At 69.5% G+C, this 24377-nt stretch carries 18 protein-coding genes; 6 read left to right on the top strand and 12 right to left on the bottom strand.

All coding sequences use genetic code 11. The features are described from left to right. Positions 1-68: 68 nt before the first annotated feature. Positions 69-1220 (bottom strand): DUF3068 domain-containing protein, encoded by a 1152-nt coding sequence (locus LTT66_RS10650; RefSeq protein WP_233066370.1) that lies wholly within the window; start codon positions 1218-1220, stop codon positions 69-71. 204 nt (positions 1221-1424) lie between these two features. On the opposite strand from LTT66_RS10650, the gene LTT66_RS10645 reads away from it, so the two are divergent. Next, positions 1425-2609, top strand: a complete 1185-nt coding sequence (locus LTT66_RS10645) for an acyltransferase family protein (RefSeq protein WP_233066368.1) — start codon at positions 1425-1427, stop codon at positions 2607-2609. A gap of 13 nt (positions 2610-2622) precedes the next feature. Here LTT66_RS10645 and LTT66_RS10640 read toward each other — a convergent pair whose 3' ends face one another. The 5 genes from LTT66_RS10640 to LTT66_RS10620 all read right to left on the bottom strand — a co-directional run bounded on the left by LTT66_RS10640 (position 2623) and on the right by LTT66_RS10620 (position 9447). Then, on the bottom strand, positions 2623-3123 hold the full coding sequence (locus tag LTT66_RS10640; RefSeq protein WP_408638772.1) for a DinB family protein: 501 nt from the start codon (positions 3121-3123) through the stop codon (positions 2623-2625). A 53-nt stretch (positions 3124-3176) separates the two neighbouring features. Then, complete coding sequence (locus LTT66_RS10635) at positions 3177-7454, bottom strand: alpha-(1->3)-arabinofuranosyltransferase (protein WP_408638836.1); 4278 nt, start codon at positions 7452-7454, stop codon at positions 3177-3179. A gap of 4 nt (positions 7455-7458) precedes the next feature. Then, on the bottom strand, positions 7459-7629 hold the full coding sequence (locus LTT66_RS10630; protein WP_195066204.1) for a DUF2613 domain-containing protein: 171 nt from the start codon (positions 7627-7629) through the stop codon (positions 7459-7461). Between the two features lie 182 nt (positions 7630-7811). After that, on the bottom strand, positions 7812-8906 hold the full coding sequence (locus LTT66_RS10625; RefSeq protein WP_233066366.1) for an isochorismate synthase: 1095 nt from the start codon (positions 8904-8906) through the stop codon (positions 7812-7814). A gap of 67 nt (positions 8907-8973) precedes the next feature. Continuing rightward, positions 8974-9447: a universal stress protein gene (locus LTT66_RS10620; protein WP_233069112.1), complete on the bottom strand. Its 474-nt coding sequence runs from the start codon at positions 9445-9447 to the stop codon at positions 8974-8976. Positions 9448-9812: 365 nt separating this feature from the next. On the opposite strand from LTT66_RS10620, the gene LTT66_RS10615 reads away from it, so the two are divergent. The 3 genes from LTT66_RS10615 (at position 9813) to LTT66_RS10605 (ending at position 13062) form a co-directional block, all read left to right on the top strand. Then, positions 9813-10979, top strand: a complete 1167-nt coding sequence (locus tag LTT66_RS10615; RefSeq protein WP_233066364.1) for a glycoside hydrolase family 3 N-terminal domain-containing protein — start codon at positions 9813-9815, stop codon at positions 10977-10979. Positions 10980-11079: 100 nt separating this feature from the next. Then, positions 11080-11679: a TetR/AcrR family transcriptional regulator gene (locus LTT66_RS10610; protein ID WP_043700032.1), complete on the top strand. Its 600-nt coding sequence runs from the start codon at positions 11080-11082 to the stop codon at positions 11677-11679. A 111-nt stretch (positions 11680-11790) separates the two neighbouring features. Beyond that, entirely contained in the window at positions 11791-13062 is a 1272-nt protein-coding gene (locus LTT66_RS10605; protein ID WP_233066363.1) for a DUF5685 family protein, read from the top strand. Positions 13063-13139: 77 nt separating this feature from the next. On the opposite strand, the gene LTT66_RS10600 is transcribed toward LTT66_RS10605, so the two are convergent. Both LTT66_RS10600 and LTT66_RS10595 read right to left on the bottom strand, forming a co-directional pair. Further along, positions 13140-14030, bottom strand: coding sequence for a MaoC family dehydratase (locus LTT66_RS10600; RefSeq protein WP_233066361.1), 891 nt, complete (start codon positions 14028-14030; stop codon positions 13140-13142). Further along, positions 14027-15385 carry a 3-oxoacyl-ACP reductase gene (locus tag LTT66_RS10595; protein ID WP_233066358.1) on the bottom strand — a complete coding sequence of 453 codons (1359 nt, stop codon included), beginning with the start codon at positions 15383-15385 and terminating at the stop codon, positions 14027-14029. Before LTT66_RS10595 ends, LTT66_RS10600 begins: the two co-directional genes overlap by 4 nt. A 208-nt stretch (positions 15386-15593) precedes the next feature. Here LTT66_RS10595 and LTT66_RS10590 point away from each other — a divergent pair, with 208 nt between their 5' ends. Then, on the top strand, positions 15594-16916 hold the full coding sequence (locus tag LTT66_RS10590) for an acetyl-CoA C-acetyltransferase (protein WP_233066355.1): 1323 nt from the start codon (positions 15594-15596) through the stop codon (positions 16914-16916). Between the two features lie 65 nt (positions 16917-16981). Here the strand turns inward: LTT66_RS10590 and gnd are convergent, their stop codons facing one another. Then, a complete protein-coding gene (gnd, locus tag LTT66_RS10585; RefSeq protein WP_233066351.1) occupies positions 16982-18010 on the bottom strand; it encodes a phosphogluconate dehydrogenase (NAD(+)-dependent, decarboxylating) in 1029 nt (342 codons plus the stop codon). Positions 18011-18326: 316 nt separating this feature from the next. Here gnd and LTT66_RS10580 point away from each other — a divergent pair, with 316 nt between their 5' ends. Further along, positions 18327-20225 (top strand): VanW family protein, encoded by a 1899-nt coding sequence (locus LTT66_RS10580; protein WP_408638771.1) that lies wholly within the window; start codon positions 18327-18329, stop codon positions 20223-20225. Between the two features lie 35 nt (positions 20226-20260). Here the strand turns inward: LTT66_RS10580 and LTT66_RS10575 are convergent, their stop codons facing one another. The 3 genes from LTT66_RS10575 to LTT66_RS10565 form a co-directional block, all read right to left on the bottom strand. After that, entirely contained in the window at positions 20261-21346 is a 1086-nt protein-coding gene (locus tag LTT66_RS10575; RefSeq protein ID WP_233066346.1) for a DUF4185 domain-containing protein, read from the bottom strand. A 68-nt stretch (positions 21347-21414) separates the two neighbouring features. Continuing rightward, positions 21415-22167, bottom strand: coding sequence for a helix-turn-helix domain-containing protein (locus tag LTT66_RS10570; protein WP_233066343.1), 753 nt, complete (start codon positions 22165-22167; stop codon positions 21415-21417). A gap of 191 nt (positions 22168-22358) precedes the next feature. Then, a complete protein-coding gene (locus tag LTT66_RS10565; protein ID WP_233066341.1) occupies positions 22359-24194 on the bottom strand; it encodes an acyl-CoA dehydrogenase in 1836 nt (611 codons plus the stop codon). Positions 24195-24377: the final 183 nt, after the last annotated feature.

Raw genomic sequence — 24377 nt, 5'->3', positions numbered from 1 at the left:
AGGGCCCCGCAACGAATTCGGCTCCCCAGCCGGAGGGCGGGGGAGCCGAATTCAGGGCGTTCAGCCGGTCAGGGCTGCTTGTTGATGCGAATCTGCTCGGTCGGCGCGTCGTCGCCGCCGCGCGGAGCCGGGCGGGAGGGAGCCGAGCCGCTCGGGCGCTGGCCCGGAGCGCCACCCGCACGCGCGGGCGTCGGAGCCGAGCCGCCCCGGATACCGAGGACCACACCGGCGATCAGGGCGATCACACCGAGGACGCCCAGGATGATCGGCATGACCCGCCCGTACAGCGACAGCTTGTCGATGTTCTCCTTGGCCACCGCCAGCTGCGACTCGATCGTGTTCTCGTCGAACACGATGTGCGACTTCAGCGCGGTGACCTCCGGCTTGTCGGCGGTGCGCGAGTAGTAGAGGTGCAGCGCCTCGCCACCCTTGACCACCGTGCCGGTCTCCGGCTCCACCCACAGGTCGCGGGTGTTGGTGTAGTAGCGGGTCATGGTCACCGGGGCCTCGCCGCCCTCGACGCCCCACTTGGCGGCGGGCAGGCTCAGCCGGTTGGTCGGCGCCTGCACGACGTCCCACAGGCTCGTGGCCGGGACCGACATCTGGAAGTGGTAGACCTTCGTGTTGTTGATCTCGGTCTCTTCGAGGAAGTTGGCGTCGTAGGTCTTACGCACGTTGAGATCGAAGTACGGGTAGGTCTTCTTCTCGGTGCCGATCGGGAACCGGTACTGCAGGCCGGTGTGCTGCACCGGCTCGGCGATGCTCTGGCCCTCCAGGTTCGCCGACACCGCGATCGAGCCGTTGGGGTCGGTGGCGACCGGTTCGCCGGTCACGCGGTCGATGGTCACGCGGTCGATGGTCGCGGTGAGCAGGCCGGTGTCGCCCTGCTTGTCGATGCGCCGCAGCGTCTGGCCCGCCTGCACCGTCATCTGCTCGGCGTCGGCCGGGTCCTCGACGGTGAGGAAGCGCTGCGAGACCAGGGGGACGTTGGTGTCGACCTTGGCCGAACCCTCCGGCGCGGTCAGCGACTTGGAGTCGAGCACGAGGCTGTCCTCACCCGGCTGGTTCGTCGCGATCGTGGTGATCTCCAGATCGAGGGGAGTTTTCGCCAGCTTGTCGACGGTGTAAGTCGGGATCATGATTGCGGCGACGATCAGCAACGCGCCGAGACCCACGAGCAGGCAGGCCACCGTCCTTCTGGTACCGGCACTCAGTGCCATGCAAACTCTCCTCGTCGTAGAACAGCAGGTCGCTCCGGCGAGCACTGCGGGCATGCCGCGGCACTCGTGAGCCCCGACACTAACAGTCCGATGTCGTACTATGCGGCGTCGAGGCCGGAAACGGCCCAGAAATCGCCCGAGTCTAACGCGAAATCTGAAACGTCGGGTTATCAACTGTGGATTCACCCGGCAGACTGGAGATCGATGACCGCCACCCTGCCCACCGCCGCGCCAGCGACCGAACGGGTGCGCCCGCGCTCGTTCGTGCCCGCGCTGGAAGGCATGCGCGGAATGGCCGCGCTCGGTGTGCTGCTGACCCACGTCGCCTTCCAGACCGGCGCCTCGGGCACGCCGATCCTCGGCCGGGTGTGGGGGCGGTTCGACATGGCGGTGGCGGTGTTCTTCGCGCTGTCCGGGTTCCTGCTCTGGCGCCCGCACGCCGCGGCCGCGCGCGGGCTCGACACCGCACCGCCTGTGGGCTACTACCTGCGGCATCGTGCGGCCCGCATCCTGCCCGCGTACTGGGTCGTGGTGTGCGCGGTCCTGGTGTTGCTGCCCAGCGCAGCGGGGACCGCGGGCCTGCGGGTCTGGGTGTCGAACCTGGCGCTGTTGCAGGTGTTCGTACCGCTGACGCTCACCGACGGACTCACCCAGATGTGGAGTCTCTCGGTGGAGGTGGCCTTCTATCTGGTGCTGCCGTTGCTGGCGTTCGCGCTGGTGCGGCTGCGCGGACCGGCGGCGCGCCTTCGGGTGCCGGTGCTGCTCGCGGTGGCCCTCATCAGCCTCGGCTGGAATTTCATTCCGGTGCCGACTCCCGACGCGATTCACGCGGACAACTGGCTGCCGGGTTATCTGCCCTGGTTTGCCGCGGGCATGCTCCTCGCGGAACTCGCCGAACATAGCGTTCGGCTATCACGCTGGTGGAAAATCGGGGCGAATCAGCCGCTGATGTGGACCGTCGCGACCGTCGCGTTCCTGCTCGCGGCGACCGATCTGGCCGGTCCCGCCGGGCTCACCCGCGCCGAGCCTTGGCAGTACGTGGTCAAGATGGGCCTGGGCGCGGTCATCGGGTTCGCGTTGCTCGCGCCGCTGGTGCTGCGGGACCGGGCGGCGCGCGGGCACCGCTGGTTGGAGTCGCCGGTGGCCGCGACCCTCGGACGCTGGTCCTACGGCATCTTCATCTGGCACCTCGCGGTGCTGTCGATCGTGTTCCCGGTGTTCGGCATCCTGCCCTTCCAGGGGGACTTCGGTTACGTCCTGGTGCTCACGATCGCCATCACCCTTCCGGTCGCCGCGGCCAGTTACGCACTGGTGGAGGAGCCGGTGCGGCGCTGGGTGCGGCACCGGGACCGGGTGCGGCGAACTCCCGAACCCGAGCCGGCGCCCTGATCTCCGTTCGAGGTCAGCCGTCGAGTTGCCGGTGCATGTCCAGCAGGTGGTGGCGCAGCTCGTGCAGGGTGTGCACCGCCAGCCAGCGCAGGGAACGATCCGCGGGCTCGGGGTAGGGGAAGCCGAGGGTCCGCTCCCAGTCGTCGTCGCCGAGTCGCTCCAGCACGTTCGCGAACAGCAGGGCGGCGTCGCGGATCTGGCGGGCCACGTCCGTGGGGTTCTGCTGGGCGTAGCCGTCGTGCTCGACTCGCTCGTCCCGGCCCATCGGCGTGATGGTGGGGTTGTCCGAACGACGGGCGGCAAGCACTCGCTCACGCTGGGCCAGCAGCACATCCCGGACGTGGCAGGCGTATTCCAACGGCGACCACACGTCGGGCTTGCCGCGCTGCCGTAACTTGCCGCTGTCGGCGCCGAGCAGGTCGGCGTATTCCACGGCGTGCTCCCGCGCCAACGACGGCACGTCGGCCGCCGAAGTCAAGTCGTAGACGAAACCGCATTCGGCACAGGTGTTCACGCATGGTCACGTTAGCAACGAGTGCTATTGCGGCGCACGGCGAATCGGGGGTGTTATCGAGCGGTGACGCGTCGCGGCAGCACCGCGATGCCCACCGCGATGATCGCGATCAGCGCGGGCAGCTGTACCAGCACGGACCCGCCCATATATTCGTCACCCGAGCGCCATGGGCCGGTGGACAGTGCCGCGGCGGAGAGCGTGGTGCCCACGCCCGCCACGACGACCAGCACCCGGGGCGTGAGATACGGCGTGAAACGGGTTGCGGCCAAGGCGATCACCGTCGCGCCCGCGCCCACCGGCCCCGCGATGACAGTGGCCGCTCCGGTGAGCCCCACGGCGCCCATCCAGCGCCGGCCCCAGGTGCGGGGCGCTTCGGTGCGCGGATCCGACTGATCGGCTCCGCCCGCCTCGGCATGAGCGGTGTCCCGCCGCGCGCGACGGGGGATGGCCAGGGCCGCGAGTGGTACGAGCAGCAGCAGGCCGCCGAAGATGCCGAGGCGGTACCAGCGGTCCACCGGGAATGAGACCGTCACCGGTCCGGTGGCGTCGGCGGGCAGCAGCCAGGCCTGCTGCCAGCCATCGACCACCACCGGTTCGAGCACGCGTCCGTCCGCGCTGGTCGCGCGCCATCCGACGTTGGTGCTCAGCGGCAGCACGAGCAGCCGGGTGCCCGTATCCGAGCCGGGCGGAGCGGGAGCTTCCGTCCCGGCGCGGTGCAAGCGGAGCCGATCCACGAAGAACAGGTCGGTCGGCCCGACCGCCACGTCGGCCCGGCCCTGCGGCAGCGCGAGCTCGTCCGGTGTGCCCGCCTGCGGCTCGGTCGCCTCGTCGGCGCAGACCCGCGCGGGAACGGGGGCCCCGGAGCGCAATTCGCCGACGGTGGCGGTCACCGTGGTGCGCAGCGTCCGTCCGCCCGCGTCGATCGTCGGCCCCAGTGCGCACGGGACGGTGATCTCGCGGTCCATCGGTGCGGCCGCGGGATAGTCCGGTCCCAGGACCGTCACCTCGGCCAACCCGGCAGGCTGGGTCTGGGCGAAGCCGAGCGCGGTCTGGTCGAGCACCGGCCGCCAGGTCCGCAAGCTGAGCTCGATCCGGTCGGTCACGGTGGGGTGCAGGGAGATCCGCGTGGGTGTGCCCGGGTCCTCGTCGTCCAGCTCACGGACCTGGGGGCCGTCTCCGAGATTCACCGTCACCGAGGTGGGCGCCGCGGGCAGGCCGCCGAGCGAGGGGGTCAGCTCGAGGCCGGTCACCAGCGTGGGTTCGGGCAGTTCGATGGTGAGCGTCGGCCTGCCGCCGGTAACTTCCCGGACCGAGTCCTCCGGCGCGGTCCAGCTCGTGCGTGGATCGCCGTCGGTCGCGGCGAAAGCGGCCCCGCGCAAGTCGCCGACGTCGGCCTTACCCCGCGCCACCGGGCGGGCGCTGTCGGTGAGCAGCGCCTCCAGGGCCGGGCCCTGCCTGGTGCGGACGGTCAGTTCCGGAACGACCGACATCGGTTCCGGAACCGTCAGCGTGCGTTGGAACGTACCCGGTTCCTCGGGCGCCAAGGCCAGTCCCTTGCTGCACCGCACCCGGTCGGGCGCGTCGAAACACGCGCTGCGGCCGGGGAATTCCTGACCGAGATCCCAGCCACGCACCTGCGCGCCCGCTGGAGCGGCCGGCACCACCGTCCGATGCCGGATGTCGACCAGGACCGGCGCGTTGCGCTGCGAATAGTCGTCCAGCCTCAGCTCACTGATGCCGAATTGCCCGCCTCCGGAACCGTTCTCGGTGCGGATGGCGGTGATGGTCAGCCATTCGGTGCGACCGGCGGGCAGCGAGACCGAGACCGGCGCACCGGGTTCGGACACCCGGACCGAGACGGTGCCGTTGGCGGTGCGCACTTCGATCCACTTGACCGGGTCGCCGATGGCGGCCGAACTGGTGGTGAGGGTCAGTTGCCCGGTCTGGATGGGGCGATCGAGATCGAGCCGGAGCCACTGCCCCAAGGCGCGTTCGATGCCGCTGCTGATCCACGAGGTGGCCGGATCGCCGTCGACGACGGCGGCGGTCGAGCTTCCCGGCGCCGCGCCGCCGAGCTGGGTGGCGTCCGCGGCCGAACTCGACGCGGTGATCGTGGCGCCGGACCATTCACCGCGCACCAACTCGGCGCCGGGCACCGGATAGTCGGGCACCAGGTTGTGGGTACGGCGCGCGTCGTCGGGAGCGCGCAGCGCCGAGTTGTGGTTGTCCACCCGGCCGAAATCGGCCTCGCGATCCATCGGTGTGTCGGTGACGGTCACCGGACCGGTCGGTAACCCGGCCCGGGTCGCGTCGGCGGCGAGCAACGCGGGGGTACGGGCGGCGCCAGGATCGCGGTGCATCCGCTCGAGCACTTCGGGTCCGCCCTGCACGATCGGAACATCCCCGAGCGGAACGGTGTACGCGCCGGGGAACGCCTCCGGCGCGCCGGTACCGCCCCGCACCTCGGCGGGTATCCCGCGCCCCGGCGCGTCCACCCGGTAGATCTCGACCGCCGGGTACGGCGGGCGCAGGTCACCGTCGGCCACCAGGCCGTCGGCGATCACCAGCGATTCGATCGGATTGCCGAACTCGGCCACCTTGCGCAGGCCCGGCGAATAGTCGAGCGCCTGATGGGCCAGCATCGGCCGGGTCGAGCGGGAGGTCTCCGGGTCCAGGTCGTTGCGCACGACGACGACGCCGATGCCCTGGGCGGTCAGCGTCGCGGCCAGGCCTGCCGAGGGCCTGCCGTCGGCGATGAGCCGCTGCACCGAATCCATCGCGCGAATGGTGCCGGGTGGGTTCAGCGGCACCGCGTCCCGGATCGCCCACGGGGTTTCGGCCAGCGCTTGCAGTGGTTCGTCGCGGGTGAGTCCCCACACCTGGCTGCCGAAGGGCGCGCCGGGCACCACCAAGGCGCGCGTGTCGGCGGCGTTGTCCTTCAGCCAGTCCGCGGTCTGCTGCCAGTATTCGGGCACGTGATCGTAGGCGCCGCGCGGGGCGAGCTTCCCGGTCCAGGCCAGCGAGGTGGACAGCGCCAGCGCGGTGAGGATCAGCGCCGCGACCGCGACCGCGCGGTCCCGTTCCGGGTGCGCGAACGCCCCACGCCAGACCGGCAGCGCGGCGGACGCGGGCAGTGGGACCCGGGCGAGCAGCTGAGCCAGGCCGAGCACGAGGGGTATGCGGATCAGCGGCTCCAGCTTGTGCACGTTGCGCAGCGGGGCCCCGCCGGAGTCGAGGAAGACGCGCACCGACTCCGCGAACGGCCCGCCCAGCTCACCCACGAACCCCGCGCAGATGCCGACCAGCCCGACACACAGGATCAGGACCAGCCTGCCCCGGTACGGCATGGACCGCAGCGCCAGGCCCGCCATGCCCGCAGCCGCGACCAAGCCCGTCGCGAGAACCGCCGCAGGCTGGGTCACCAGCACCGCGCCCGCGATGCGTTCGGGCGAGACGAACGGCGTCCAGCTGTCGGTGCCGCGCAGCACTTCGCCGAGCGAGGCCCACTGCGTCGTCACGCCCGAGGACTCGATGTAGTCCAGGAACGGTGGGCTCACTTTGCCGAGCAGCAGCAGCGGCACCACCCACCAGAAGGTGGCCAGCACCAGCAGCGGAATCCACGCCGCCGTGAAACGCAACCAGAGCCGGTTCGGCCGGTAGGAGATCCACCACAGCAGCGCGGGCAGGAAGGCGGCCACCGTGGCGACCGCGTTGACCGAGCCCATCAAGGCCAGCGCCAGCGCGCTGATCGCGGGCGAGGCCGCGCCCGGTCGCCGGTTACGCCGCGCGACGCCGAGCGCGGCGGGCGCGAGCAGTACCCACGGCGCGAGCATCATCGGCAGCGTCTCCGAGGAGATCGATCCGACGGTGGTCAGGACACGCGGCGACAGCGCGAACGCGAGCGCGGCGACGACGCGCGACCCGCGCGTGCCGATGCCGAGCGCCTCGCACAGGCGGACGATCCCCCAGAATCCGGCGAGCAGCAGCAGGGCCCACCAGATCCGCTGCGTCACCCAGGCGGGCACGTTCAGCACATGGCCGAGCGAGAAGAACGCGCCGTGCGGGAAGAAGTATCCGTAGGCCTGGTTCTGCACCTGGCCCATCGGCGCCTGGCTGCTCCACAGATGGCTCGCGCGTTCGAGGAAGCCGAGCGGATTCTGCGCCAGGTCGTATTTCGTGTCGGCGACCGTGAGTCCGGGCGCCTGCGCGAAGGTCAGCAGGAACGCTACGACGACTGTCGCGGCGAACCAGCGTCTGCCCAGCGGCGCGGTGCTGCTCTGCCCCGGCGCCGTTGGGTATCCGAGCGAGTCGGCGGGTGAAGCGGAGGTCAGCGGGTCAGCGGCTGCCGTACTCAACGTTGTTCAGCAGCGAGGAGTCCTTGTCGCCGCTGCGGTCGATGTCCGGGCGCGAATTCTGCTGGACCGCGATGGTGATGAGGAAGACACCGATTACGCCCAGCACGGCGCCCGCGACGGCACTCGCAACACCAGGGACAGCAAACTTCATCGCGGCACTCCAATACGTCGATGCAGGCACGTTCCCGGTCAACCTAGCAGGACGTCCGGTATTTGTATGCGTTCAGGCCATGGAATCCCCGCCGACTTTCTCCGGCGGGTCGCCCGCGAGCACGCACCGGCCGGCTCCGCGACGACTCGACGCGATGCTCGGGACGGTTCGGACCGGGAGCGTCAGCCCGGGGGGAGAGCGCAGTGCAGCGCACCGAGCAGGGTGCGCAGCTTCGCGGTGGTCTCGTCCAGCTCGGCCTGCGGGTCGGAGGCCGCGACGATGCCGCCGCCCGCGTACGCCCGCACGGTGCGACCGTCGGCCGCGAGTTCGGCGCAGCGGATCGCGACCACCCAGGCGCCGTCGCCGTCGGCATCGCACCAGCCGACGGCGCCGCCGTAGAACCCGCGGTCGTCCTCGCCGTGCGCGATGGTGTCCAGTGCCAGATCGGTGGGGGTGCCGCAGACCGCGGGCGTGGGATGCAGCAGCAGCGCCAAGTCGAGCGCGGTGACCGTGGTGTCGCGCAGGCGGCCCCGGATCGGCGTCGCCAGGTGCCACACCTCATGGGTGCTGATCAGCTCCGGGCTCGCGGGAATCGACAGCTGCGCGCACACCGGCTCGAGCCGCTCCCGGATCCAGTCGATGACGTACGCGTGCTCGGCGCGATTCTTGGTGCTGGCCAGCAGTTCTCGGGCTTGGGCGGCATCCGCGTCCGGGTCGGCCAGGCGCGGCAGGGTTCCTGCCAGCGGCCGTAGCGTCACGATCTCGCCCTGCCGGTCGACCAGGACCTCCGGCGACGCGCCCACCAGGGTCGCACCGGCGCGTCCGGCGGCTGTGAGGTCCACGGCGAAGACGTTCGCGTGCGGATGCCTGGTCAGCAGGTGCCCGGCGACGACCTCCGGATCGAGCGCGGAGCGCGCCTCGGCCAGCACCGAACGCGCCGCGACCACTTTGCGCAGCGGCTGCGCGGGATCGTTGAGCTGCTCGACCAGCTTGGTCACCCGCGCCACATGCTCTGCCGGACTCGGTATCTCGGTCACCACGCGCACCGCGGGCAGGTCGGGCAGTGCGGCGGGCCGCCACGGACCAGCCGTGTGCTCGGCGCGCTCGGGCACACACAGCGCGGCGGGCTCCCGCGGATCGAAGGGCAGCGCACCGACGATCAGTTCCGCGCGGCCCTCGCGCAGCGCGGCCGCCGCTGGTCGCGCGTCGTCGAAGCGGAACCGGCTCCCATGACCCCGAACAACCCCGTCGGCCCGAGCAAGCAGGAACCCATCCATGACCCCAACCTAGCTCCGTCGCAGCGTCCCGCAGCGCGGGAGCGACCCAGATCTCACGCGGGCGCGGTCACGAGTTCTTGCCGGGTGGGACGAGCAGGACCGGACGGTGGCAATGCTTGAGGACGGCGTCGGCGACGCTGCTGTGCAGGAGCGCGCGCAGCCCGGTGGCGCCACGGGTGCCCGCGACGATGATGTCGACGTCCAGCTCGTCGGCGCAATCGACGATGGCGTTCCAGATGGTGGTGGTGCATTCGGCGGTGCGCGCCTCGGCGCGCAGACCCGCCAGCTCGGCCAGCCGCACCCCCTCGGCGTTGGTGGCGCGCGCGTCGACGTAGGCGATGTCCTCGATCTCGTCGTCGGGCACCCACTCCGGTTGCATGACACCCGACAGCCCCGACAGGCGAGCGGCTTGCCGCACCATGGGTTCCCACGCGGTCAGCACGACGGCTCGATTCGCGCTGAGGAAACGCCCGGCATATTCGACGGCACGCTTGGCGTTCTCGGAGCCGTCGTAGGCGATGAGCATCGAATCGCAGGGCACGATGACCTCCTGAGGGAGACGCACGGCGACACCCCGAGATTACCCCGCTCGGGCCCGCTCGAACCGGCTTGTTTCTGGGTATGACCTGCGCAAAAGCCAAGCGTGCCCGACCCGCGCCCCCGCTGGTTCGGCCGCACGGGTGCAGTGGCGCTGCCGGACCGGCTTCTGCGATCGCAACCACGCCGAGCGGCTCGTAGACTGCGACGGTGCGTAGCGTGCGGGCGCACGACGCACGAGTCCGTGCCCGATCGGTCCGATCCGGCCCATTTCTCGAACAACGATTCGATACCGGTGTGTGAGTTACCCGCCCGGTAGCCACGTAGCGGCTGCGGTCGCGCACGTCTCGGCGAGTACGGTTGGCCTCTATGCGGAAGACGCCTCTGCTCGTCCTCGCCGTTCTCGCCGCCGTCGCGACCGCCTGCTCGAACGGTGGCTCCACCGAGTCGGCCTCGTCGAGTCCCACCACCACGACAGGGGAAGCGACCACCGCCGCAGTTCCGGCCACCGGTTCGGCGCCGCCGGACTGCAACGCCGGGTATCTCGCGCAGTTCACCACCCGCGCGAAGCTCGCCCAGCTGCTGACGGTCGGCGTCACCGGCGCCGACGACGCCACGAACGTGGTGCGCGACGAGCAGATCGGCGGCATCTTCGTGGGCGGATGGACCGACCAGGCGCTGCTCGCGTCCGGACAGATCACGCAGGTCCAGCAGGCCGCCAAAGTGCCCCTGATGGTGACCATCGACGAGGAGGGCGGCCGCGTCTCGCGGGTGCGCGACCTGATCGGCGCGGCTCCGTCGGCGCGGGAGACGGCGCAGACCATGAGTCCCGAGCAGTTCTACAGCGCGACGCTCGTCCGAGGCCGTGCGCTGAAGGACCTCGGCGTGACGGTGGATTTCGCCCCCGACATCGACGTCAGCTCCCAGCCGGACGACTCGGTGATCGGCGACCGATCCTTCTCCGACGATCCGGAGAAGGTCACCCGCTACGCGGACGCCTACATCCGCGCCATGCGCGAGGTCGGTCTCGGCACGGTGATGAAGCATTTCCCCGGCCACGGCTCCGGGTCGGGCGACTCGCACACCGGGGAGGTGCGCACCCCGCCGCTGGACCAGTTGCAGCAAGTGGACCTGGTGCCGTTCCGGAATCTGATCGGTTCGGGCGCGGCCGTGATGGTCGGCCACCTGGACGTGCCCGGACTTACCACCCCGAACGTCCCGGCGAGCATCAGCCCCGAGGCGATGCGGTTGCTGCGGGAGGGCAGCGGCTACGGCGCCGCGCCGTTCCAGGGCCCGATCTTCACCGACGATCTCGGCGGCATGGCGGCGATCACCAGCCGGATGTCGATCGAGGACGCCGTCGAGGCCGCGCTGGTCGCCGGGGCGGACAATGCCCTGTGGATCACCACCGACGCGGTGCCGCAGGTGCTCGACCGGCTGGAGCAGGCGGTGTCGAGCGGACGACTGCCGATGGCGCAGGTGGATGCCTCGGTGTTGCGCGTGGCCGCGTACAAGGGTGCGCTACCGCGCTGCTGAGGCGGGCCGCACGGCCGAGTCGGGCGACTGGTGAGCAAATCGGACCGACCGGAACTTACCTTGGAGTAATATATGAGATTCACCTGTGGTAGGAGTGTTGATGGCGGGCGGTACGAAGCGGCTTCCGCGAGCGGTACGCGAGCAGCAGATGCTCGACGCCGCCGTGGAGGTCTTCTCGCGTAAAGGCTTCCACGACACGTCGATGGACGCGATCGCCGCCGAGGCGAAGATCTCGAAGCCGATGCTGTATCTGTACTACGGCTCCAAGGACGAATTGTTCCGCGCGTGCATCCAGCGGGAGGGGATGCGGTTCATCGAGTCCGTCGCGCCCGCGGGAAACCCCTTGCTGACGCCGCATGAGCAGGTCCGCACCGCGCTGGAGGGTTTCCTCGGCTTCGTCGACCGCAACCGGCACTCCTGGCAGGTGCTCTACCGGCAGGCGATCGGCCAGCAGGCGTTCGCCTCGGAGATCGAGAACGCGCGCGAACGCGTCATCGAGCTGACCGCCAAACTGCTGGAGTCCAGCGCCAAGCACGCCGAGCCGGGCACGAACTTCGACGTCGTCGCGGTCGCCGTGATCGGTGCGGGCGAGGCCATCGCCGACCGGCTGGCCAGTGGCCGGATCGAGGTCGCCGAGGCCGTCGATCTGCTCGACGACTTGGCCTGGCGCGGTCTCGCGGGCCGGAAGAAAACCGAGTAACCCGCCTTTTGCCCATCCCGGTTGCTTCCGCGCCGCCCTTTTGCCACAGTGCGTGAGTTCGCACAACGCGGACCGGCTCATTCGATCGAGTCGGGCAGAAACGGGGCGGAAGTGTTCGGGTTGCTCAGGCCGTGTGCGCACGGCGCTCAGAAGTATGGAATCGATGCGGCCGAGTGGCAGGCGCATCTGTGCGGTTTGTGTCTCGGGCTGCGGGAGGGGCACGGTCAGCTCGCTCGCGCCACCACCAACAAGGACGCGCTGGTGCTGAGCATGCTCACCGAGGCGCAGTCCGGTTCGGCCGCACGCGTCACCGCCGCGCCGTGTCCGCTGCGCGGGATGCGCCGCGCGCCGGTGGTCACCGCCGGCTCGCCAGGCGTTCAGCTCGCCACCACCGCCTCGCTGTTGCTGGCGGCGGCCAAGATTCGCGACCACGTGGACGATGGCGACGTGGCCGGGCTCGCGCGCAGGCCGCTGGCGAAAGCCGCGGCGCGATGGGGCCGGGAGGCCCGCGCGGGCGCGGCGCGGATCGGTCTCGACGTCGACCCGCTCGTCGCGGCGCTCGACGCGCAGGTGCGACTGGAGCAGGAGGCGAAAGAGCCGGTCGCCGTTGGTGGTTCGCGCGAGGCGGCGGCGCGATCGGCCGGGTACGTGCCGGAACCGCTTGCCGCTTCGCCGTATTGGCGCTCGGCGATGGCTCCTTCGGCGGACCCGCTGGACCGGTTGACCGCCCCCACTCAGTTGTGCGCGTCGGCCTTCTTCGCCCACACCGCCGTGCTGGCCGAGCGCCCGGACAATATCGAGGCGTTGCGTGCGGCGGGATGGCAGTTCGGCCGGATCGCGCATCTGGCCGACGCCGTCGCCGACTACGACGTCGACGCCACCCACGGCCGCTTCAACCCGCTCGCGGCTACCGGCACCACCGTGACCGAAGCCTATGACCTGCTGCGGCAATCGAATTCGCGCCTGCGCGCGGCCGTCGCGGAGGCCGAGCTGAGCCGGGTGCCCACCGTCCGCTGGATGCTGCTCGACCCGCTGACGGCGGTGCTGCGGCGGCTCGGCGGCGGACTCGGAACCTTCGCCGCCCCCACCTGCTCGATGTCGCCCGATACCGCGGAATCACCGCGCGCCGAAGTCCGCGCCCACCGGCGCGGAACCGGGCACCGTCCGCCGACCCGTCGTCCGGGCGTCGGTGAGTCCCTCGCACTCATCCTGGGCGGCTACTGCACCGGCTACGCGTGCTGCGCCGACCACACGCAACCGTGCACCGGCGAACGCAAGGACGCTTGGATCAAGAATTGCGACTGCAGCGATTGCGGCGAATGCGATTGCGGCTGCTGCAATTGCGGCGAATGCGGCTGCTGTGACTGCGGTTGCGACTGCTGACCGGCCCCGGAGAAGCTCGCTGACATGCCCGAAGCCGCATCCCGATTCGCGGGAATCGGGATGCGGCTTCGGATTGCTCAGCGCAGGGTCGCCGTCAGATGCGGGTACCCCTTCTTCGGGTGGCGCAGCGCCAGATCCCAACCGCCTTCGACCTGGTCGGCATACAGGTTGACGGTGGAAGGCAGCAGAATCGGCTTACCGAACTTGACCGAGTATGTGGTCTGCTCCGGAATGCGCCCCTCGACGGCGCCGAGAACGGTCGCCGCCGACCACATGCCGTGGGCGATCGATCGGGGGAAGCCGAACGCCTTGGCGCCCAACGCCGAAGTGTGGATCGGGTTGTGGTCACCGGACGCGGCGGCGTAGCGGGTGATCGTCTTCTGATCCACCCGCAGGGTGCGCAGCGGCGGCGGCGGAACCTCGTCCGGCTTCGGCTCCTGCTTCGGCCCGCCCGACAGCGAGGTGCGCTGCTGGTGCAGGAACGTGGTGACCTGGTGCCACACCAGCTCCCGGCCCACCTTCACATCGCTGATCGCGTCCACGAGCAAGCCCTTCGGGTGCTCGCGCAGGTTCTCGATGTGCGTGCGGATGTCCAGCGGCTCGCTCACCGAGATGTCCCGGGTGCGCTCGATGACGTTCTGCGCGTGCACCGCCCCCACCGCGACGAACGGGAAGTCCCGCGCCACCACCAGTTGCATGGCCAGCGGGAAGGTTAGGATGAACGGATAGGTCAGCGGCAGCGCGTCACCGAACCGCAAGCCGGTCGCCCGGCAGTAGGCGGCCAGGTGATCCGGATCCACCCGCAGGCCGTCGAGCCGAACGGCCCGGTCCGGCAGCGTCGGCTTGCGCGCCGACAGCAGCGGCACCGCGCCGAGCGCGGCCTTGGCGAACAGGCGGCTGTTCTTCGGCGGTTCGGTGAGGGTGATCACCTGGGTCTTCTCCCGGCCTGCTGGAGCCTGCGTCATCATGCTCCGATCAGGCTCTGCCCGCAGACCCGCACGACGTTGCCGGTCACCGCGTTCGAGGCCGGGCTCGCGAAGTAGGCGATGGTCTCGGCGACGTCGACGGTCTGTCCGCCCTGCAGCAGCGAACTCATCAGCCGGCCCGCTTCCCGGGTGGCCAGCGGGATGGCCGCGGTCATCGCGGTCTCGATGAAACCGGGAGCGACGGCGTTGATGGTGATGTTCTTCTCCGCCAGCTTCGGCGCCTCGGCGTTCACCATGCCGATGACGCCCGCCTTGGACGCGCCGTAATTGGTCTGGCCGCGGTTGCCCGCGATGCCCGCGATCGAGGACACGTCGATCACGCGACCGCCCTCCCGCAGCGCGCCCCTGGCCACCAAGCCCTCGGTGATCCGGTGCGGCGCTGCGAGGTTGACGTTGATGACCGCGTTCCAGCGGCCCTCGTCCATGTTCGCCAGCAGCTTGTCGCGGGTGATGCCCGCGTTGTGCACGATGATGTCGATGCCACCGAAACGCTCGGTGGCGAACTCCGCCAGCTTCTCCGCCGCGTCGGGCGCGGTCACGTCGAGCGCGAGGGCGGTACCGCCCACCTTGTTCGCGGTCTGCGACAGCGCCTCGCCCGCGGCCGGGATGTCGGCCACGATCACCTGGGCGCCGTCGCGGGCGAACACCTCGGCGATGGTCGCGCCGATGCCGCGCGCCGCGCCGGTGACCACCGCGACCTTGCCGTCCAGCGGGCGGTCCCAGTCGGCGGGTGCGCTCGCGTCGTCCTTGCCGACCCGGATCACCTGGCCGTCGACGAACGCCGACTTGGCCGAGAGCAGGAAGCGCAAGGTCGACTCCAGGCCGGTGGCCGTGGCCGAGGCCTCCGGATGCAGGTAGACCAGCTGGGCGGTCGAGCCGCGCAGCAGTTCCTTGGCCACCGAGCGGGTGAAGCCCTCCAGCGCGCGTTGGGCGATCTGCTCGTCCACGCCGCCCGCCAGCTCCGGCGTGGTGCCGATGACCACGATGCGTCCGGACGAGGTGAGGCTGCGCAGGGCGGGCTGGAAGAACTCGAACAGCTGCGAGAGGTCCTCGATGCTGCCGATGCCGGTGGCGTCGAACACCAGCGCGCCGTACTTGGCGCCCTGGCTCGGCGCGTCGGCGAAGGTGTAGTCCGACAGCAGGGCGCGCACCGGCTCGGCGACCCGGCCCTTACCGCCGATCAGCACCGGACCGGACAGCGGCGGCTCGCCCTGGACGTAGCGGCGCAGTGTCTCCGGCTTCGGAAGGCCGAGCTTGCTGGCCAGGAACGCGCCAGGTGCGGAGTGTACGAACGATCCATAGAGGTTGGGAGCACCCTTGCTCTTGCTGGCTGCCACTATTCCTACCTTTTCTGAGTTCTGTCTCTCGGGTCTGGGGTCGCCCCGGCGTGGTCAACTGGCGCACTTTTGCGGGGGTATGTGTCGACATTAAACTTACTCCAGAGTAAGTTTAATGTAAACAACCGCGACGGGGCGCCGATCAGCGTGGAATTCCGCGCTGGACCGGGCCGCCGGGGCATCCATCCACGAGACCTTGGAGACTCGAGTGACTAGCAAAGCCCGTTCGGCGAAGAGCACCGCCAAGACCGGTAAGACCACCCGCCCGGTCGCGATCGTGGGCGGAAGCCGGATTCCGTTCGCTCGCTCGGACAAGGCGTACGCGCACGCCTCGAACCAGGACATGTTCACCGCCGCGCTGGACGGTCTGGTCAGCCGTTTCGGTCTGCAGGGCGAGCGGCTCGGCATGGTCGTCGGCGGCGCCGTGCTGAAGCGGGTCGGCGAGCACGGCCTGATCCGGGAGAGCGTGCTCGGCAGCAAGCTCAGCCCCTACACCCCGGCACACGACCTGCAGCTGGCCTGCGGCACCGGGCTCCAGGCGATCGTCACCGTCGGTGACGCGATCGCCGCGGGCCGCATCGAGGCCGGCGTCGGTGGCGGCACCGACACCACCTCCGACGCCCCGATCGGCGTGAGCGAGGGCATGCGCGAGTGGATGCTCGACGCCAACCGTGCCAAGACCAACTCCCAGCGCCTCAAGCTGGTCGGCCAGCTGCGCCCGAGCATGCTCGGCATCGAGATCCCGCGCAACGCCGAGCCCCGCACCGGTTTGTCCATGGGTGAGCACGCCGCCATCACCGCCAAGGAATTCGCCGTCGCCCGGGAGGCGCAGGACGAGCTGGCCTACCTGTCGCACAAGAACATGGCGGCCGCCTACGACCGCGGTTTCTTCGACGACCTGATCACCCCGTTCCTCGGCCTCACCCGCGACGACAATCTGCGGCCGAACTCCTCCGTCGAGAAGCTGGCCACCCTGAAGCCGGTCTTCGGAGTCAAGGCGGGCGACGCGACCATGACCGCGGGCAACTCCACCCCGCTCACCGACGGCGCCTCGACGGTGCTGCTGTCCAGCGAGGAGTGGGCCGCCGAGCGCAAGCTGCCGGTGCTGGCTCACCTGGTCGACAGCGAAGTCGCGGCGGTCGACTACATCCACGGCCCCGACGGCCTGCTGATGGCCCCGACCTACGCGGTGCCGCGCCTGCTCGCCCGCAACGGCCTGACCCTGCAGGACTTCGACTACTACGAGATCCACGAGGCCTTCGCCTCGGTGGTGCTGGCCACCCTGGCCGCGTGGGAGTCCGACGCCTACTGCAAGGAGCGCCTCGGTCTCGACGGCGCGCTCGGCTCGATCGATCGCAGCAAGCTCAACGTCAACGGCTCGTCGCTGGCCGCGGGCCACCCCTTCGCCGCGACCGGTGGCCGGATCGTCGCCTCCACGGCGAAGCTGCTGGCCGAAAAGGGCTCCGGCCGCGCGCTCATCTCCATCTGCGCGGCGGGCGGCCAGGGCGTCGTCGCCATCCTCGAGCGCTGACGGCTGAGATAGCCGCACCGTTGAAGGTGGTCCGATCGAGATCCTCGGTCGGACCACCTTCGCGCTCATTTGCCCGGCAGCTCGAGGTGTCCGCCGAAAGCTTTTCGCATCGCCGAGAGCAGTTTGTCCGCGTATAGGGAATCGCCTCGGGAGGAGAACCGCGCGAACAGGGCGGACGCCAGGACGGGTACGGGCACGCCGGTGTCGATGGCGGCATCGATCGTCCAGCGGCCCTCGCCGGAATCGGACACCCGGCCGCTGTAGGAGTCCAGGTTCGGGTCGGCGTGCAGCGCCGCGGCGGTGAGGTCGAGCAGCCAGGAAGCCACCACCGAACCGCGTCGCCACACCTCGGTGATCTCGGGCAGGTCGAGGTCGTACTGGTAGTACTCGGGGTGCTCGAGCGGTGTCTCCTCGGCGGAGAACTCGCCCGCGTGCTCGGCCCCGTAGTTGGCCCGGTGCAGGATGTTCAGTCCTTCGGCGTAGGCGGCCATCGCTCCGTACTCGATGCCGTTGTGCACCATTTTCACGAAGTGGCCCGCACCCACCGGCCCACAGTGCAGATAGCCCAATTCGGCGGTGGACGGTTCGCCGGTGCGTCCCGGTGTGCGCTCCGCCGCCTCGAGACCCGGCGCGATCGACTTCAGCAGCGGGTCCAGGTACTTCACCGGCTCGGTCTCGCCGCCGATCATCAGGCAGAAGCCGCGGGTCAGGCCGAACACGCCGCCCGAGGTGCCGATGTCCACGTAGTGGATGCCCTTGGGCTTCAGCCGCTCGGCGCGTGCCAGGTCCTCGTGGTATCGGCTGTTGCCGCCGTCGATCACGATGTCGCCCGGCTCGAGCAGTTCGGCGACCTGCTCGATCACCGCCCCGGTCGCGCCGGCCGGGATCATCACCCACACCACGCGTGGCGTGTCCAGCATGCCCACGAACTCGGTGAGGTCGGTGGTGCCACGGAAGCCGTCTTCGAGCTCCGCGCGGAGCTCATCGATGTGGGAAGTGCGACGTTCGTATCCGACGGCGGTGTGCCCGTCCCCGACGATGCGGCGCACGATGTTGGCGCCCATCCGGCCGAGGCCGATCATTCCCAGCTGCATGCCATCCATCTCCCTCGTGTATGCGAAGTCTTGCGGCGGGGTGGTCCTTCTCGATTCTCCCGCGTGGGATCGGTCACGGTTCGCCGTGCGGGTGTAACGCGGCTTCGCATAGGCCGATAAACAGGTCGGCTCCGCGCAGTTGCCAGACCCCCGACCCGGCAACTGCGCGGGCCTCTTTGTGTGGTGTACCCGGTTCTTTGCGCGGGATTTGCTCTACGCCCGAGCTGTGCCGACCGCTGTCGGTGAGGACCACTATCGTTGGTGGGGACTCGCATCGTGCGGGTCCACAACTCAATCGAACGGGGAGGACGGGTTCGTGACGAGCCAGCCGAGCACCGGAGGACACGGCCCACAACCTGGTGGCGAAGTCGGATGGCGCCAGCTCCTCGGGGCGGAGCGCCCCCAGGAATCGGACCGGTCGGTCGCATGGAGCGACGACGCGCAGCTCACGCAGCCCCTGCAAACTACCCGACGCAGGCCCGTGCCACCCGCACCCCGCCGTGCGTCCGCGCGTCGCCCGATCTCGACCCCACCGCCGAAGCGCCTGGACAGTGCCGTCGTGCGCCGGGCGGGTATCGCGGTCGGCGCGGTGCTGGCGGTCGTCGGTCTCGGATACGCGGTGGACTGGGCACTCTCCTCCGGTGAGGTGCCGCGCGGCACCGTCGTCGCGGGCGTCGACGTGGGCGGCATGGACACCTCGGCCGCCGACGCCCGCCTGCGCGCCGAACTCGACCCGAGGGCAGGCCGGGAACTGCCGGTGCACATCGGCGACGTGCAGACCAGCATCGTGCCGAGCGCCGCCGGGTTGTCGGTGGACTGGGACGCCACCTGGTCGCGAATCGGTTCCCAGCCGCTCAACCCGTTCACCCGGCTCGCGTCCTTCTTCACCACGCGCGACGTGGCGATCGTCAGCGCGATCGATGAGCCGGTGCTGGATCGCCAGCTGTCCGAGCTGCGGGTGCACGACCGCCCCTCGGTGGAGGGCACCATCACCTTCGACAAGGCCAGACCTGTCGCGGTGCCGCCGGTGCCGGGACGAGTGCTCGACGCCGCGGCCGCGCGAACGGAATTGGCCGACCGCTGGATCACCGGTACCACGGTGGATCTCCCCGTCGTTCCCGCGCCGTTGCGCGTGCGTCCGGAAGCCGTCGACACGGCGCTGCGCGAGATCGCCCAGCCCGCCGTGCGGGCGCCGATCTCGTTCGCGGGCAAGGGCGGCGCGGGCAGGCTCGATCCCGAGCAGATCGCGTCCGTGCTGACCTTCGCGCCGGACGGGCAGGGCGGTCTGGCCATGTCGGTGAATCAGGACGCCGCGATCGGTCTGCTCGCGCCGCAATTGGCCACCACGGAAGTCGAGCCCAAGGACGCGACGTTCGCGGTCTCGGGCGGCAAGCCGTCGGTCGTGCCCGCCGTGGTCGGCGACAAGATCAACTGGCCGAAGACCTTCGAACAGTTCACCGCGCTGCTGACCGCACCGGGCGAGCGGACCGCGCAGGTGGCCTACGAGCGGATCGAGCCGAAACTGACCACCGAGGCCGCGCAGGGCCTCGGCGTGATCGAGACCGTCGGATCGTTCACCACCAGCGGTTTCAGTGGCCCCTCCGGCGTCAACATCCGCACTGTGGCCAGGAAGGTCAACGGCGCGGTCGTGAAGCCGGGAGAGACGTTCTCGCTCAACGATTTCACCGGTCCGCGCGGCACCGCCGAGGGATATGTCGAGTCCGGCATCATCGACCACGGCCGTCCCAGCACCGCCGTCGGCGGTGGCATCAGCCAGTTCGCCACCACGCTCTACAACGCGGCGTACTTCGCCGGCCTCGAGGACGCGGGGCACACCGAGCACAGCTACTACATCTCCCGCTACCCAGCCGCCCGGGAAGCCACCGTCTTCGACGGCGCGATCGATCTGAAATTCCGCAACAACGGCCAAACCGGTGTCTACATCGAGACCTTCGCGACCGACTCCGAGATCACCGTCCGCCTGTGGGGCACGAAGACGGTCGACGTCGAATCCATCACCGGCGAGAAGACCAAACCGACCGAACCCAACACCATCACCCTGCCCAAGGGCAAGGACTGCATCGCCTCCGAAGGCGCACCCGGCTTCACGATCTCCGACACTCGGGTAATCACCGACCGCAAGACAGGCCGCGAGGTCTCCCGCAAGACCCGCACGGTGAAGTACGACCCGATTCCCGTCGTGAAATGCGAGTAGGGAGCTCCTGAGCGGGCCTCACCGGTCGCGCGGGCTCACAACGGTGTTCGCATCAGCAGCACGTTGTACTGGGTGTGCTGAGTGACCAGGAAGTACAGATCCCGGCCGGTTTGGTAGGGGTAGATCATCGGCGCGTAAGCGGTGGGGAGGGAGCGGGCCTCGATCAGGACGCGGGGCTCGCTCCACGGCCCCTCTGGGGCGGGTGCGGTGCGCAGGACGACGCTGTTGGCCGGGTCGGTGGTCAGCATGACGTACTGGCCCAGATGTTCGTTCCACATCACCGAGAGCTCGGCCACGCCGCCGACGATCGGGGTCGCGGTCTTGGCGTCGGTGGGCTTCCACTCCTTGCCGTCCCAGTATTCGTAGGCGTCGATGTTCGCGATATCGGATTCTTTCGCGCGGGAGACGAACCCGGGATTGTTGCGGCCCGCGGGCGTGCCGTAGCGGTAGATGTGGCCGCCTGCCTTCAGGAAGGCGTTCTGCTGGAAGTTCTCGTGACCGTCGACGTTGGCGCGACGAGTGTGGGTGAGCTGCGACCAGGTGGTGCCGCCGTCACCGGAGGCGGCCAGAGTGGAGAAGTTGGTGTGCCACTTGCCGTGATCGCCCCACTCGCGGACCGACATCATGCTCATGTACTGCACGCCGCCCACCGAGATGCCCGCCGTGGGAATCAGGCTGATCTCGATGCCCGGAATCTTGGGGCTCGGCAACGGGTTCGGCACCACGTCGTCGAAGATGATGCCCTCGGCCGGGTTGTGCGAGGAGCTGCGGAACAGCACGTTGCTGGTCCAGGCCCACACGCTGCCCGCGAGAAGGTTGGGGATGCCGATGCCTGCGCTGTCGCCGAACGCGGTGATCATGCGGCCGTTGCCGTCGTCCCACATGATGCCGAGATCGGTGCCGAGCACATTGACCGACTGGGTGCGGTTCGGGCTGTCCATGCCGGTCACCTGGAACACCGCTTCGGTCGGTCCGGGCAGGTTGGGCAGTCCGTGAATCCCGTTGAGCGCCGGGATCGGTATCACGTTGTTCGGATCGGCTCCGGCGGGCGCGGCCGCGCCCAGCGCGAGGACCGCGGCGAGCGCACCGGCTCCGGCGAGTGCGGACAGCGAGCGAGTCATCCGGACATTCCCTTCCTCTGGGACGCAGTCTGCTCGGTCATTGTGCCCGCTCGCCGCCGCGATGTCGCCTACATCGACGCGTGCGCTGCGCGCGTTCCGCCGATCGTCACCAGCCGGTAGAGCCACCACGGCCGTTCCGGGAACTCGGGACTGTAGACGCGCATGCTCATCGAGCGGACCCGTCCCGTGCGCAGGTCGCGCACCTGCAACCTGCCGCGCGGGATGTCCGCGGCGCGCACTTCGGTGGTCCACATGCGGTCCCAATCGGGGGAGCGGCGGCAGCGTTCGGCGATCTCCTCGACGCGCTCACGCGGGGCCAGCGGCGACAGGATGCGAAAGGCGTCGACGAGCAGGTGCGCCTCCACGGCCCAGTCCACCATCACCCGCCGGGCGGCCGCGTCGAGAAACATCCACTCCAGCACGTTCGCGCGCGCGACCGCGCCGGGAAAGACGCGTTCGTAGGCGGAATTGGCCTCCACCAGATCCTGGGTCGGCATCCGCTGAAAGCAGGCCGGATCGGGCAGGCTGTGCAGATCGGCTCGGTCGTCCGGGGTCGGCGCGGCGGGGCCCGGTCCGTAGGCGGCGGTGCAGAAGCTCGGCAGGCTCAGCACGACGATGTGCCTGCGGTACCGGATCGGCACCTCGAGCGCGTCGAACAACCGCTGCAGCAGCGCGTGATCCGGTGCTTTCGCACCGGTCTCGACCTGGTCCAGTATCGCTTCGGTGAGATCGGCGCGCTGGGCCAGATGGGCAGGCGTCAACCCCGCGGCGAGGCGTCGTTCGCGCAGATAAGCGCCGATGCCAGTTGCGTTGCGCGTCACCTCGGGCACCCCTGCCGACAATTCTCGTGTCGAACTGTGTGAAGCGGGAGGTTCCTGCTGCCCCCCGGGAGCACGCAATCTACCGGAGAGGATCGGCGTCGAGCGGTGATCGAACGTCACGAATCGACAAATCTAGACGACAACGGCCCGGAGAAGATCTCCGGGCCGTTGTCGTTGTAGTCGTGCGAGCGTCAGAACGCGGCTTCGTCCAGCTCCATGATGTCGTTGTCCAGGTTGGACAGCACCGCGCGGGTGGCCGTCAGCTCCGGCAGGACGTTGCGCGCGAAGAACTGCGCGACCGCGATCTTGCCGTTGTAGAACGCCTCGTCGGCGCCGGTCGCGCCGTTGTCCAGCGCCGAGATGGCGATCTCGGCCTGACGCAGCAGCTGCCAGCCGATCAGCAGGTCACCGACGGAGAGCAGGAAGCGCACCGAACCCAGGCCGACCTTGTACAGCTCGCTCGGCTGCTCCTGGGCGCCCATCAGGTGGCCGGTGAGCGTGGCGGCCATGGCCTGCACGTCCTCCAGCGCGGTGGCCAGCAGCTTGCGCTCGGCCTTCAGGCGGCCGTTGCCCGCCTCGGCGTCGATGAACTTCTGCACCTGACCGGCCACGTGCGCCAGCGCGACGCCGCGGTCACGGGCGATCTTGCGGAAGAAGAAGTCCTGCGCCTGGATGGCGGTGGTGCCTTCGTAGAGCGAGTCGATCTTCGCGTCGCGGATGTACTGCTCGATCGGGTAGTCCTGCAGGAAGCCGGAACCACCGAGGGTCTGCAGCGACTCGGTCAGGTACTGGTAGGCCCGCTCGGAGCCGACACCCTTGACGATCGGCAGCAGCAGATCGTTGACCCGCGCGGCCAAGTCGGCATCCGCGCCGGAAACATGCTGGGCCACATCGGCGTTCTGGTGGGCGGCGGTGTACAGGTACACCGCGCGCAGGCCCTCCGCGTACGCCTTCTGGGTGGCCAGCGAACGACGGACGTCCGGGTGGTGGGTGATGGTGACGCGAGGGGCGGCCTTGTCGGTCATCTTGGTCAGGTCGGCGCCCTGGACCCGCTCCTTGGCGTAGTCCCGCGCGTTCAGGTAACCGGTGGACAGGGTCGCGATGGCCTTGGTGCCCACCATCATGCGAGCGTGCTCGATGACGTCGAACATCTGCGCGATGCCGTTGTGCACCTCGCCGACCAGCCAGCCCTTGGCCGGAATGCCGTGGCCGCCGAAGGTGACCTCACAGGTGGCCGAGACCTTCAGGCCCATCTTGTGCTCGACGTTGGTGACGAAGACGCCGTTGCGCTCGCCCAGCTCGCCGGTCTGGTGGTCGAAGTGGAACTTCGGCACGAAGAACAGCGACAGGCCCTTGGTGCCCGGACCGGCGCCCTCGGGGCGGGCCAGCACCAGGTGCATGATGTTCGGGAACAGGTCGTCGGAGTCGGCGGAGGTGATGAACCGCTTGACGCCTTCGATGTGCCAGGTGCCGTCTTCCTGCTTGATCGCCTTGGTGCGGCCCGCGCCGACGTCGGAGCCGGCGTCGGGCTCGGTCAGCACCATGGTGGCGCCCCAGCCCTGCTCGGCGGCGATCTGCGCCCAGCCCTTCTGCTCTTCGGTGGCGTTGTTGTAGAAGATGTTCGCGAAACCGGGGCCGGCGGCGTACATGAAGGCGGCCGGCTGCGCGCCCAGGATCAGTTCGGCGACGGCCCAGTAGGCCGCGCGGGGGATCGGCAGGCCGCCGAGCTCCTCGGCGATGCCCAGCTTGTCCCAGCCGCCGTCCTGGAGCGTGCGGTAGCTCTTCTTGAAGGATTCGGGCAGGGTGACCGTGTGGGTCTCGGGGTCGAAGACCGGCGGGTTGCGGTCCGCGTCGGCGAACGACTCGCCGAGCGGGCCTTCGGCCAGGCGGCGCACCTCGTTCAGCATCTCCTTCACGGTGTCCGTGTCGAGATCGCCGTAGGCGCCGCTGTCCAGGATCGACCCGAGGCCGAGAACCTCGAAGAGGTTGAACTCCAGGTCGCGGACGTTGCTCTTGTAGTGACCCATTGTCAGTACTCACTCTCCGTTGAGTTGGTGCGGTCGGTTGTTGCCGTTCCCGCCCGTTGTTCGCTCCACCGGGTAGTCGTGCCGGTTTTCCGCATGCTACTCGCGGGTAACTTATCCGTCATATTACCGACCGGTAATGACTGCGCAAAGAGCTGAGCAGGCAATGTGACGCGTTTTACAGTG

The organism is Nocardia gipuzkoensis, from assembly GCF_021183645.1.
Classification (GTDB): Bacteria; Actinomycetota; Actinomycetes; order Mycobacteriales; family Mycobacteriaceae; genus Nocardia; species Nocardia abscessus.
The sequence above is the reverse complement of the archived record's forward strand: the minus strand, read 5'-3'. Positions and strand labels throughout refer to the sequence as shown.